Raw genomic sequence first — 12,991 nt, 5'->3', positions numbered from 1 at the left:
TCTATTTAAGTTTAAAACCTTTCGGAACTAACAAATTATCAAGTACGTGAATAGGTCCATTGATGGTATTGATATCCGTCTCCACCATATTGACCGGCGCCTGTTCTGCATTTTTTATCTTCATCTGGATCTGGTTCTCATTCTGGGAAAAGGCGAATGGCATTTTATAAGCATATTGAACCTGACCTGAACCGCCTATATTCACATAATAATCGTTTAACAATACAGGATCCAGGTCATTGCTATAAAATACAGTGTTGTTACCCATCGCCATACCATATGCCGGATCCTTTGTCGCCACTATCCTTCCCCAATTGCGATGATAGCTGAACAGAGTATCCATCGGATAGGCTCCACGGGGCTCAAAGTATAATTCATCATATCTCACATCTCCTCTTTTGGCATTGAACGCTAAAATATCCTGTACACTGTTAAATCCCGCCCGTTTAAAGGCATCATCCGTAGGTGCAAATGTTGCGGTCAAGGTCAGATTGGCCTCATTTTCGTAAATAGGATCGCTTTCCGCCACCCAGCCACGGGTATAAGGTGCCCTGGCATCGGGATAATAGCTTAAAAACTCCTCTTTGCTCATTCGATAACCCCACAATGGTTCAATATCATCCAACATTTTCTCAAAAAATGCCTCCTCTGCCAATCGCTGAGATTCAATAAAAAAGGTAAACCTTCCGTCTGCCTTTAATGCATCCAATATGGTCATAGTCGGTTTTTGAACAAATTTCTCCATGAAATAGATCCCCCCATCTGTTGCGGATTCGTAAGTTAATTTGCCTACTGATTTACCATTAACCAGTAGCTCTCCATCTTTTACAGCTAGATAATGTCGGTAATAATAAAGGTCATAGCGTCGTCCTATAGGTTCCTCATTATCATAAAAAGGAACACGAAATTTTGAATTTTTCAACATCGAACGAACCATTAAACTATATTTACCAAGTTTAGTCTGATCAAGCTCACCCCAGAAGCTATAAAACTGAACAAATTCGATAAGTTCTTCGGTTGTCATTTTTTGAATAGTCTCCGCTGTAATTCCAGCTTGCTTGAGCGCATTATCGGTTGGAGCCAAAACCGTGACTTTCGTATGAATACCTTGCGCTTTAATAAGTGCTGAGATATTGCTTTTTTGCCAGGCACCTAAAAATACTTTCGTCTCGTTATGTTTAGCCAGTAATTGGCCTATATCTTGTGTTGCCTCGTTTTGATAAGGAACCTGTTCACCTACAATGTCAGGCATAAATTCGGTCTTACGACAAGAGAAGATCAGGAGCAAACCCGCAACCCACATCAGTACGATATGTCGAGTGACCTTAATTGATTTATTTTTCATTTTCTTCCTTTTTAATAACCTGATCAGGACTTACTAAGCCTTGATCCAAATCATGTACCACACCGTTACTACACAGATAGTCCATTTTAGCCCCGACCGAATAACTTATATCCGCCAGGATAATTGAATAAAATGTATCGTTACTTCTAAGCTTCATATAGTAACTCATTTTCCAGGTCGGATAAGTCTCATTCGCCAAGTATTCCATGTAATGGATATTATCTTTCAAATGATACTTATACGAACCGTTCGAATTAATAATGCTGAACACCTGCGAATCCGAGATAAAAAAATGTTTATCATACATGATATAGGCACCGAATAATACCTCAGCTATATATCTTTCAGGCACGGCGGTATCCAAAAAGTTCATCGTAATTCCTTTCTTTTCCAGTGCCTCATTTGTTGGTGCGAACACCGTGAATGGACCTTTTTCAGCAAGTTGGTCCCACAGTCCAAATTTTTTCAATCCGGCGACAAACACCGTATATTCCTTTTTATCACTCAACCATTCCTGAATATTCTTTTCAAACTGGGGCTTCATCAGCTTATCAAGCACATGCAGGACACCGTTGGACAGCACTACGTCTTTACGGATTGTCTTTGCACCGCTGAAAAACAACATGTTGGATGGTGCAGTTGCCCCGGGCATGATCGAACCTATGGAAGCATATAATTCTGACCCCTCAAGGGTTGCATACCGAAAATCGACAGCGTTGCTCGGAATATCACTCAAATAAAGGCGTCGGGGAAGGATATGGTAGGCAATGATCCGCCGTAGGCTATCTTTATTCATCCTGTCAAAATCAGTTGGCCTAAATATCCCTATTTCATTAAATGCAAGATCATTGGGTACGAGCACTGTGAATGGTCCCGCTTCATTGAGCTCCACTGCCATTCCTGTCTTTTGGAGCGCAGCATCAAATAGGCGCATTTCGTAATTATTATGAATAAAATCTGCTGCCGGCCGTATATTTTCATTCGGTACAGGCATAGTAAGATTGTCATGTTTACAGCTTTGTAGGATAGAAATAGACAGGTATACAAAAAAGCAGCCTATAAACCTCATCTTAGCCATCTTATATTTTATATTTCGATTCATCTTTGCTTATGTTTAGTAGATAGGAGGTGCATATTTCCGTTGTATTGTCGTTAAGTACACTCGACCATTAACAACTTCAATCGTGTTGACCGTAGCGAAAGTGCGCGGGTTGTCTTTTCCGGAATGGACATTGACCAATAAATTCGGAAGCAGCGTTCCATTTTCATTACTTGTTAATCCAACTTTTCCATTCAGAAGACAGTTAAGTACAGCCCAATTGCTTCCTGTATTGCGGTCACTATCGTAAAAAGGATTTGTAACCGGATTCATTCCGGGCGCAAAAAAGTCAAACCGTTCCCATATGGATGTTCGAATGCCATTCGCATGATTACTTGCCCATAGCGGAAAGCTCGCATAGGAACTTACAACATCTGAGTTCGTATTACGTCTGATTGTGGCCATAAACTTACCGCGATATCCTTTTACGGTGGCGGCATAGTGGCTCAACTCTTCCTGACTTTCATAAAGCGACATATACACGTTCATTTCATCCTTGATGCCATACTTAAAACTTGCGAGTTTGTAATCGTCATCTTTTAAACTGGCATCAGCTTCCCAGAATCCTTTTGCGCTCATATTGTAAAAATTGACGTAGACCAATGAATCCGATAAAGGGAGTTTATGGAAGTTTTCCTGCCTCAATAAAATCCCATGGTCTTTCTTGACAAAATCTTTTTGCAGCAGATGCAATGTATACACCTCCTTACTTTGGAGGTTAATCACCGTATCTATCAGGATGTCATTTCTTAAGCGTTCTTCCAATTCAAAGAACGGAACTGTATTTTTGGGTCGGTAAGCAAATACAAGGCGCACTTCTCCAGATGGAATCTGTGCCCAGCTGCTTAGATCAAATCCATTTAAAACCGGACCAACCAGTACATTCTCTTTTCCCGGATATTCTGGATTACTCAAACTTGTGCTGTTGCCGATATGTGAAGGATAAGGTGGCGCATAAGGATCACGCTTGTCCAAAAAATCACCTATGATTTCTGCTCCTGTAAATTTCCCGTCAGCTCCAGTCTTTGGATTGATGAGCATACAGAAATAAGGTACCTTATCATCCTTGCTGCCCATGGTCTGCACATAATTGATGTTATTAAATACCCTGAGGTAAGCAGGCTCATCGATCTGTGTATAGTCAATTTTGGTACAAGCTGTGAACAGGATGAGAAAAAGGCCTAATACACTTACGCCATGTAATATTCTTTGTGTTTTCATCGTTTAATTTTATTTTTCAGCTGTAGTGAAGCGATCAGATTTATTCATCGAGTGTTTGCTTTAAGCGGCATTCATGAGCTCGCTTCGCCCGGTTAACCATTCCCCTATGTGAATGAATAAATCGTGATGGTTTCATTACTTATTATGTTTGATAATGATCATTCTAGCTTTCTCTTTAGCAGATGCTCCTGCACCGCTTTTTCCAATTAATGCGACGGTATAAATTCCGGGTTCGTGAGCAGGTAATGCTCTTTTTATTTTTGTATAAAGAGATTTATCCGCAATAAAGTCAGTAGATTTCAATACATCAATATCTTCGGCCCACACGCCAGGAACCACATCAGGCTTAGATCGATAAGCCATAATCTGGTAAGGCTCCATCATCGTATTCATATTCGTGTAAGGCATATGTGTCGACGGAATTCCCGGCTGAAGATTCACATTGGAATGATTTCCGATAGCTTGCCCATTTGGAAGTGTAAACGTGATATAAGGATTACCAATAGATAGATTCAGGAAACGATTGAAAAAGAAAAACTTAAAGGCGAGCCTGCTATACGTACCATCATCTTCGGCAGGTAAAGGCAGCGTACCACTTAGATCATTGGCAATCAGTAACAGTTGAGCCCTTCCATTTTGATCCGGGTATATCCAAATCGTATAATTTTGATTACTGCGTAGCTCCGAGTTTAGGGAAGCGATAACATTGCCCGAATTGTCGACTGCCTCAATCGTATACCGTTTCTGGGTAAATACACCATACGCACTCACTTCTCCAAAATCAAGGCCCGATGCAAGTGTCTTTCCGTCTATCTTAAATCCGATGGACTGGTCTTTGTATGCATTGACTCCCTGTATCCGAAGATAACTTTGGTTCACCGGCGCAGCGATATCTGTAATAATCTGAAATGAATTCTGATAGACATTCACAGTTTCATCTATTTCATTGGAGATATAGCTAAATTTCTGCGGAGCAACTACAATCGTATATACCCCACCGGGCTTGAAGTCCTGAATGGGAGCATAGACCAGATTAGTTGATCTTGCATGATTTTCCGGGATGGTAGAAGTTGGCAGATCAATCAGACCATATTCATGTCGTTCGGATCCCAATGCGGGAAGCGGTCTTCCATCCTGAAGCAATACCTTGAATTGATAAGTACCGTAAGGCAATTCAATATATTCAGACGCCATACGTGCAACTGATATTGCATTGGTCTTTGGGCTAACCAGTGCACCGTCGGCATAGGCCAGCGATATCTCCCCAACCAAATTCTCCTGTGCCCCCGTCAATCCATTGGCTGGATTTTTAATTGCCCCAGCTAGATTCACAATCCTGATCTTGAAATGATCGGGTTTATCCGGGCTTGTCGCTGCCCGCGCTATGGAGACAACCTCAGGCTGACCATTCATGAACGTAGTTGGTAGCAAAAAATAATCTTTGGGTGTATCATAACTATTATTTACATTGATTTTAAGATCATGGTCTACACCAAATCCCGTATAATAACGTGCAGCAAAACTCAATTCAGCCTCTTCTTTCTGGTTAAAAAGATCTTGTGGAATAGGCCATATTTTCCCCAGACGTCCATCCGTTGGGAAATACGATGTCCCCGGATATTTGTAGTTATCCTGATTTAGCGGATGTAATACCACAAAATTGGTCAAGCTATCACCATTGGCAATAAGTTGGTTGTAGTCAAATAAGTTAACAATTCTCGAATTCGAATTTGGTCTATTTTCGGTTACAGAACGATTGTCGGTAATAACGTCCAGCTTTTCTTTTTTACAAGCGGAAAAAGAAAGGGAACATAAAGCCGAAACTCCCAACAACCGCCAATAACTATTGGTAAAGACATTGATTTTCATTGGATTAAAATAAGTTATAGGTAAAACCGATCATAATTTCCGCACCACGTTTGTAGCTTCGGTTGATGTATTCATTTCCATACCATTTCCCGCCGGTCTGTGGGTTTGCATACACTGTTTTTATGGCAGGATTCATAATATTTTTGGCATAGCCTTTAAACAAGATCCGTTTATTCAGCTTTTGTGAAAACACAAAATCAAGATAAGGCACGGGCTGCGTGTACAGATCAGGCTCCCCTGTCAGATTAATCTGTACCAAACGTTCGCCCACCATGTTGAAGGTCAAGGTCAGATCAGTGCCGGACTTGCCATTATCATAATTTAACCAAGCATTGATGGAATAAGGGGCTTGTTCAAACAAAGGGCTATTTTTAGGCGTGTACCGATCAAGGGAACGATTCGCTTCATAACGTTCGGCAGATTTTTTTATCTCGCTCTGTGCCAACAGGAGGTTTGTACCGAGGAACAGATTTTTCAAAGGATCATATAAGCTTCCTAAATTCTTGACTACCTCGAACTCCAGTCCCCACACTTTACCGACATTAGCATCATTTTGGAATTGAATTGTCGGAAATTCAGGGTAAGTGGCGGCCAGACCTTCCGTTTTTAAATTAAAAACTTTGACCAATTGATTCTCGATACGTTTTCCGAAAGCAGAAATAGCGATCACTTCCCCTTTTGCAGGAAACCATTCCCAACGAAAATCTGCATTTTGTGTATACTGATTTTTCAGATTAGGATTACCGACGACCAACCCCATCTGGAACGCATCAAATTCAAAGACGTTCGTAATCTCCCGCAGCTCCGGTCTTGCCAAGGTCGTATTGAAAGCTCCACGAAAATTCATATTATCGTTGAGCGTATAAGTGGCATTTACCGAATAAAAAGGTTTGTAACCTGTTTTATAGACAGAATTTGGATTAATTGGATCCAATGGAATACGTGTTCCATCCGGAGATGTTGCCGTAAGTGCAGGATCTAAAAATACATTGGCTGTATCTACCGCCGATCCGATATTGGTCAGCTCAAACCGTACTCCTCCCGCTATACGTAGCTGCTCCGCAATTTTAAGATCCAGCATACCATAAAGCGCATTGGTTTCGAAATAGCCTTTATAGTTGTTTGGTGATTTTTGGCTATTGTATAGAAATCCTCCTATTGGCATCATTCCTTCCCCCTGTCCGGCCTTGGGCAGCACAACGCCAACTATTTCATTGCTGACCAGGCGATCCAGATTTCCTTGCACATCATACAAAGGAATTGATTTATTGCCCGTAAAATTCGATCCCGGCAGAAACAATTGGTTTTCCATGAATTTGCGGTCTCTGAACAGGTAGTTAAAGCCCGTCTTTAACAATTGTTTCTGTCCAAACAGCTTAAAAGGAAAATTTAAATCCGCTTTTGCATTAAAATTGTCTTCATTTAAATTGCGCCATCTCCGACCATTGGGTTCGGCCTGGATAATGCCATAATTTCCAAATCCGTTGACATATCCCGATGTGAGTGCATACAGGTGTTCAGAATAAACATAATCATCGCTACCTGCCTGTTCTCCGACAATGGGCCGTCTATACCAGCCCCCGCCTCTGGGGGTGTAATCCACCAGACTTACAAATCTAAAATCCGGATCATTTTGGGTGGATTTTGATGTCGCCACGTTATAGCTCAATCGCGGGGAAAATTCATCTTTCAAAAACTTATGTTCACCTTGTAAATTAAATGTATTCAGATTTCGGAAAGTCTGTTTTAAGGAATGAATGGTGCTTCGGACCTCCCCCGGTAAACCTGAATATTCATAACGCCCATTCAGATTAGTTGCGATTGATTCACCCCCCCAGCTTCCGAGGTATTGCATGCTGATTTCATGCTGTGGATTGAAACGATAGGTAACACCGACAAGTGTACCATAGTTAAGAGTTTCTGTCCCTGTATTTTCTTGATAGGTTTGATATTTGCCCATAAATAAGCTATTGGGCGTGATATAATTGGGGATATTTCTAAAACTGAATATATCGGGATTGCCTGTAACGACACCTTGGTAGATACTGTATTGTGTCAGTTCGCCCTGATAAGTATCCGAGAACCTTCGGTAATAATTTCCACCGACAACAAGTCCCAATTTGTGTTTACCGAAAACGTCGTAGCTATTTCCAAAGGTAGCGGAATACAGCTGATTCATAGGTGCCCGACGATATCGTGTCGTCATGACAGGATCAAAACTTTTCATAATACCATTGATGCGGTTCACTTCCTGATATCCGGAGGGACTATAGTTGCTATTGGCGATCATATCCTGAATCGAACTGAGGCCATTGGGATATTGTTTCGCGAGATCCAGGAAATCCCGTGACAGGTCCTTTTTATTAATTCTTGTCCCTAACAATCCCATTTCGCTATTCCAGAAGCTATTATAATTACCGCCCAGACCGATATTCGAATTGAGACCGGTCTGCGCGATAAGTTCGAATGTCATCTTATCTGGTACAGATTTCGTTTTGAGTTCAACGATACCAGAAGCTGCATCTGCGGGCTTATCTGGCGTAACTGTTTTATAAACCGTAATATTGTCCAGCAGTGACGCAGGCACGAGATCCAGGGGGATCGCACTACGATCAGGATCTGAAGATGCCAGCCGCACCCCATTCAACTGTCCAATCACAGACCGGTCCCCTAGCCCTCTAACGGCAATATATTTATCATCCGTTACGGTCACTCCCGTGACACGCTGTAGCGCCTGAGTAGTTGTGATACTTCCTGTTCGCTCGATCATTTCAGCGGAAATAGCATCCTGTACAATGGATGCACGTTTACGTTCTTCCAGTACGGCCGTTTCCGTATTCGTTTTGCGCCTTGCCTGAACAGTGACCTCCTCCAGGGCTGTCGCAAGTGGTGCCAGACTGACCGCAAGATTTGCCTGTGCTTCTTTTATCTCCAGTTCTCTTGTCTGATAACCTAAATACGAAACAACCAATGTTGCCGGAATTCTGGAAACCGTTAAGGAGAAGTTTCCATTGGCATCGGAATTCGTCCCACCCGAGGTTCCCTTGACACGGATAGACACACTGGCCAGCGCGCGCTTGGTTTCCTGGTCGGTTACCCGCCCCGAAAGGAGCTGTTGCTGTACTATAGGAGTTGCTTTGCTGGAACCCGAAGGCGCAGCTGTCACAACAACTAATTTATTCTTCACGACATAACCAAAAGGCTGTCCTGCAAAACAGATCGCTAACGCCTCCTCCACAGTCGCATTTTTGAGGCTGATATTAATGGTTTTTGCTCGATTAAATAAGCCATTATCGTAAAAAAAATCATAGCCGCTCTGCTGCCTTATTTCTTTTAAAACAGTTGGGATATTGCTATTTTGCCTGTTGAGTGTAATCCGTTGACCATAAGTAAACGCACTGACTTTCACCAACAAACAAGTTAAAAATACCATGGTGATTTTCATAACACGCATGCATTGATAAAAACTCATATATTTGTTGTTGTTAATATTATTTGATGATTATTGAATCGCAACGTTATCGATAAGCTTAACACATTGACCAAAGGTGTTACCAGCACCTTTGGTTGTTTTCATTTGGCTTATCGCATGATTAGATAGGTCAATCTATCACAATAAGCCTCCTTCCATTAAGTTTTATTTTTACTTTTCCAGTGATTTCTAACATATCAATGATGGTGGATAACGGCTGAGAACGCGATACCATACCATCAAATCTGAGCTTTTCTAATCGTTGGGGGCACTCCACATCCACATTGTACCACCTCGAAATCTTACGCAACAAACTACTCAACTCTTCGCCTTTAAATACAAAATCGCCCTGTGTCCAAGCAATATCCTGCGAGCTATCGGTATCATCTATACGCAAGCGCTCATTTAACAATGACCTTTGTCCGGGTTTTAACAAAACAGATTCATTCCTTTTTAAAGAAGTGACGCGCACACTGCCTTCCAACAGCGTTGTCGTGGTATAAGGTTCATCGGGATAAGCATTGACATTGAAATGAGTTCCGAGTACTTCGATTTTTTGTTCTGCTGTTTCCACATAGAAAGGAATCCGTTTTCTATTCGCTCCAGTCCCTATTTCCAATTTTGAGATTTCAAAATAAATTTCTCCCGTCATACGCACAGTTCGGGCATTTTGAGCAAACTTCAATGGATAGGTTAGCGTGGAATTTGCATTCAAAAAAGCTTTGGATCCATCGGGTAGAATAACCTGATATTGATTGCCCCGATTGGTTGTAATTTTATTGACCGCAGCAGTGGCTGCAACATCTTGCTCAACGGCCCGATAGACCAATTCACCGTCTTTGTTCTTTTGTATCTCTACGCCACCCTGGAGCGCCACAACACTTCCCTTGCGAATATCTGCCAAAGAAATTACTGAACCATCTTTTAACGTGAGCACTGCAGCATCTTTTCCCGGAGAACCGACCTGTTGGACGGTTGCCATTGTTTCTTCAGGAACTTGTTGGCGGAATAAAAACAGTGAAATTGCCCCCACAGCAAATAAGGCGGCTGCAATTTTAAACCAGACCGTTTTGCCAATTTTCTTAAAACGGTGCTGGTCAGAACGCTTTTTTATCTGTTGCTGCAAACGGGAATAATTTGCCTGAACGGATTCTTCACCGGAATAATAGCCCAATGCCAGGATAGTTGTCTTTAATTCTCCAATGGACTGTTGATGTTCCGGATATTTTTGCAGCCATTTTTCCCATTTCTCGATGTCCTCTTTATCCGTTCTCTTGCAATAGTTGATAAAAGATTCATCTCGCAATAAAGCCTGTAAATTAAGTTCGTCCATTCTGCTCTAATTGTAATTTATCCAATAGAGCAAGGGACATCATTTTTTCACTACTTATTTTTAAGAAAAAATCAACAAAAATGAAGAAAGCAATCCTACGGCCACTTTAAGAAAGATTTCTTGTTCACTGGATAGATTATTTTTGATCTTTTCCAGCGATTTATAGATGGTATTATAAATGGTATGAATAGAAACTTGATTCGCATCAGCAATCTCTTGATAGGAAAGGTCCAGAAAAAAGCGCTGATAAATGACCAGACGTTGTTTTGCCCCCAGCTGTTCCAGGTGCTCTTGCACCAATTGCGCAACAGTGTTTGTTGTTACTGTACGAATATATTGTTCTTCGACAGACTGATGGACAGCCGGATCATGTGGTTCTTCGGTAAAGTCCAGATCTGTTAGTTGAAGTGTTTCTTTCCGAAAGAGCTTTCGAAAGAATACGGTGATGATATAATTGTGGTAATTCCGTATTTGTCGATTGCCTGTTTTTTTCTCCCACAGTTGTAAGAACACATCATTGATAGTGTCCTGAATGCGCTGCATCGACATTTTTTTCTTCAGCCCCAAATAGGAAAGATAATGGTAATAGTGTTTATATAAGGTATAAAATGACTCCTCACATTCATCTTCCACAAATTGGTCCCAAACATTCTTTAAATCTTTTCCGGTTAGTGCAAACATGATCTCCTGGTAACAATGAATTGAACAAAAGAACAAAAGTCTTATTAACAAGAGATTAACCCAAGATGAAGAATAAGGAAATTGTATGTAAATTAGCGAAGGAAGAAACTAATCAATAAACCACATAATAAGTCATGGATAGAAATTCCTTCATTGCAAACAGACTTAGAGAAGTTTTATTAAGCGGTCATTGGATTGCAAATACCAATTATCAGGAACAACTGTCGGATATCAGTTGGCAACAGGCGATCTTCAAGATCAAGGATTTAAATACAATTGCGGCCCTTACTTATCATATCAATTACTATTTAAGGGGACTGCTTGCGGCGCTTGAAACAGGAAAACTGGAAATCAGTGACAAATACAGTTTCGACCTGCCTGAAATAACTGAAAAGAACGATTGGGATAAACTTCGGTCTGATTTTTTGACAAATGCAGCGCTTTTTGCCGATAAAGTCGAACAACTTGATGCAGAAATTTTTGACCAGCCTTTCTTTGAGGAAAAATATGGATCCTATCTCAGGAATATTGAGGGTGTGATTGAACACAGTTATTATCATTTGGGACAAATTGTCCTGATAAAGAAAATGATCAGCCAATAAATCGCATTATCGAAGGAAATTTAGCTAATTTTGGCACTTATGATAGCAGCTTATTTTCAGTCATTAGGCCTCTTCAATCCGGAAGAAATTGACCAGATTGTTCAGCTTTTTGAATATAAAAGACTGAACAAGAACGATTTTTTTGTCAAAGAAAATCAACCCTGTAATGAGGTCGCGTTCATTGCATCCGGAGTCTTTCGTTCGTATTACAGTACCTCAAGCGCAGAAGATGTCACCTATTGTTTCCGATTTCCCAACAGCCTAATCGCGGCCTACTCTTCTTTTATCACCGGAGGACCAAGTGTTGAAACCATGCAGGCCCTCTCTCCCGCCGAATTATGGGTCATCAAAAAGAGCGCTATTGACAAACTTGCTGATGAAAGTCTAGTTTGGACAAAGTACCTCAAAATGATCGCTGAGCAACAATATCTGGAACTTGAAAAACGCATCTTTCAATTACAGAAAGAAACAGCTTTGCAACGCTATACGGTCTTACTTCGAGATCAACCCGAATTTGTCCAACAAATACCGCTACAATATTTAGCCTCTTATCTGGGCATTACACAACGGCATTTAAGCCGAATCCGAAGCGAAATCACTTTTTAGACATTTGTCCTATAATTCAAGGACCAGTACCTCTACTTTTGTGTTATCAGAAGAATAACATGATGAAGAAAATACTTGTCATCAACGGTCACCCCAATAGGGAATCCTTCAACTTTGGTATTGCGGCAGCATACAAAAAAGGCGCTGAAGAAGCTGGAGCAGAAGTCCGTTCGATTAATATTGCTGATCTGAATTTTAATCCCAATCTTCAGTTTGGGTACCAGAAGCGAACAGCGCTCGAACCCGACCTCCTGAAAGCCTGGGAAGATATCCAATGGGCAGATCATTTAGTTTGGGTACATCCCGTTTGGTGGGGCGGTCTTCCGGCTATCATGAAAGGTTTTATCGATAGGCTCTTTTTGCCCGGTTTTGCGTTCCAATACCGTGAAAACTCTCTTTTTTGGGACAAATTACTCAAAGGAAAATCTGCGCGGATTATCACCACATTAGATCAACCCGGTTGGTATTATGCCCTTATCTATGTCAGGCCGAGTGTCAATCAACTCAAAAGATCAACCTTGCTATTTTGCGGTATATCGCCTGTAAAAGTGACATACCTCGGAATTATAAAGACTTCCGATGCGACAAAGCGGGATAAATGGCTGCAAAAAATCAAACAGCTCGGACAAAGACAAGCTTAAACCCGCTTTGTTTCTCCGGCAAATTTTTCAAAGAGTAAATGCCCTCATTTGTCTTTTTGCCAAATGGCAATTGTCCCTTTCGCGCTATGCCCTAGTTTTGTTCCATCAATTCAATACAACAA

General features: G+C 41.2%; 10 protein-coding genes. 3 read left to right on the top strand and 7 right to left on the bottom strand.

The features are described from left to right. Position 1: 1 nt before the first annotated feature. The 7 genes from D7322_RS21820 to D7322_RS21790 form a co-directional block, all read right to left on the bottom strand. A complete protein-coding gene (locus D7322_RS21820) occupies positions 2-1,345 on the bottom strand; it encodes a fasciclin domain-containing protein (protein ID WP_121126331.1) in 1,344 nt (447 codons plus the stop codon). Continuing rightward, on the bottom strand, positions 1,335-2,447 hold the full coding sequence (locus D7322_RS21815; protein WP_121126330.1) for a fasciclin domain-containing protein: 1,113 nt from the start codon (positions 2,445-2,447) through the stop codon (positions 1,335-1,337). Before D7322_RS21815 ends, D7322_RS21820 begins: the two co-directional genes overlap by 11 nt. A gap of 12 nt (positions 2,448-2,459) precedes the next feature. Beyond that, positions 2,460-3,665 carry a hypothetical protein gene (locus tag D7322_RS21810; protein WP_121126329.1) on the bottom strand — a complete coding sequence of 402 codons (1,206 nt, stop codon included), beginning with the start codon at positions 3,663-3,665 and terminating at the stop codon, positions 2,460-2,462. 135 nt (positions 3,666-3,800) lie between these two features. Beyond that, on the bottom strand, positions 3,801-5,534 hold the full coding sequence (locus D7322_RS21805) for a DUF4397 domain-containing protein (RefSeq protein ID WP_121126328.1): 1,734 nt from the start codon (positions 5,532-5,534) through the stop codon (positions 3,801-3,803). A 4-nt stretch (positions 5,535-5,538) separates the two neighbouring features. Next, positions 5,539-9,006, bottom strand: a complete 3,468-nt coding sequence (locus D7322_RS21800) for a TonB-dependent receptor (RefSeq protein ID WP_245971413.1) — start codon at positions 9,004-9,006, stop codon at positions 5,539-5,541. Positions 9,007-9,136: 130 nt separating this feature from the next. Continuing rightward, on the bottom strand, positions 9,137-10,339 hold the full coding sequence (locus D7322_RS21795) for a FecR family protein (protein WP_121126327.1): 1,203 nt from the start codon (positions 10,337-10,339) through the stop codon (positions 9,137-9,139). Between the two features lie 60 nt (positions 10,340-10,399). Next, positions 10,400-11,020: an RNA polymerase sigma factor gene (locus D7322_RS21790; protein ID WP_121126326.1), complete on the bottom strand. Its 621-nt coding sequence runs from the start codon at positions 11,018-11,020 to the stop codon at positions 10,400-10,402. Positions 11,021-11,154: 134 nt separating this feature from the next. Here D7322_RS21790 and D7322_RS21785 point away from each other — a divergent pair, with 134 nt between their 5' ends. From D7322_RS21785 to D7322_RS21775, 3 genes are read left to right on the top strand one after another with little or no spacing between them, the layout of a single operon-like run. Continuing rightward, entirely contained in the window at positions 11,155-11,622 is a 468-nt protein-coding gene (locus tag D7322_RS21785; RefSeq protein ID WP_121126325.1) for a DinB family protein, read from the top strand. A gap of 39 nt (positions 11,623-11,661) precedes the next feature. Next, entirely contained in the window at positions 11,662-12,228 is a 567-nt protein-coding gene (locus D7322_RS21780) for a Crp/Fnr family transcriptional regulator (RefSeq protein ID WP_121126324.1), read from the top strand. 59 nt (positions 12,229-12,287) lie between these two features. Then, positions 12,288-12,869 carry an NAD(P)H-dependent oxidoreductase gene (locus tag D7322_RS21775; RefSeq protein ID WP_245971412.1) on the top strand — a complete coding sequence of 194 codons (582 nt, stop codon included), beginning with the start codon at positions 12,288-12,290 and terminating at the stop codon, positions 12,867-12,869. Positions 12,870-12,991 lie beyond the last annotated feature (122 nt).

The sequence above is a fragment of the Sphingobacterium puteale genome (genome assembly GCF_003627955.1).
In the GTDB taxonomy this organism is placed as follows: domain Bacteria; phylum Bacteroidota; class Bacteroidia; order Sphingobacteriales; family Sphingobacteriaceae; genus Sphingobacterium; species Sphingobacterium puteale.
This window is presented reverse-complemented; position numbering and strand designations above follow the sequence as displayed.